Origin of the sequence: Bifidobacterium xylocopae (genome assembly GCF_003315615.1) — a bacterium.
Lineage (GTDB): Bacteria > Actinomycetota > Actinomycetes > Actinomycetales > Bifidobacteriaceae > Bombiscardovia > Bombiscardovia xylocopae.
Genome location: NZ_PDCH01000087.1, coordinates 1 through 436, shown reverse-complemented (window position 1 = coordinate 436; position 436 = coordinate 1). Strand labels below are relative to the sequence as shown.

Annotated in this window: 1 pseudogene; it reads right to left on the bottom strand. The window is 63.3% G+C overall.

Annotation, left to right across the window (positions count from 1 at the left end):
- Window positions 1-54: 54 nt before the first annotated feature.
- Window positions 55-270, bottom strand: a pseudogene (locus tag CRD59_RS07740) (hypothetical protein); the annotation flags it as partial.
- Between the last annotated feature and the right edge of the window lie 166 nt (window positions 271-436).

Genomic DNA, 436 nt, shown 5'->3' with positions numbered 1-436 from the left:
CCCCGATCGTCACCCTCTCCTCCGGCGGCACCGTCAGATGTGTCTGCGCGGCAGGTCCTGTACGATGCGCGGCTGACCGAGGGTGGGAAAGTCGGTGGTGTTGCGGATTCGCAGGTGCTTGATCAGGAGGCCGACGGTCACGAAATCGCGATAGGGCAGGCCGTTGGCCACGTGCACCCTGTCCTTGGGGGCACCGTCGGAACCGGCGTCGATGGCGTTGACCAGGTCCTTGATAGGCATGGAGGAGATGAACTGGTCGGCCTCCTGCTCAAGCACCTGCGAATCCGCAACACCCCCTCCCTTCCGACCCTCGTTCCGCCGCCCCTCGTCCCGTACTACTGGATCTACGTTCAGGTTACCGGCTACCTGATCACCCCCTCCCCGCGATCTACCCACTGGACCCCATCCCTTCTTCCGCAGCTCTTCTTCTTTTCAC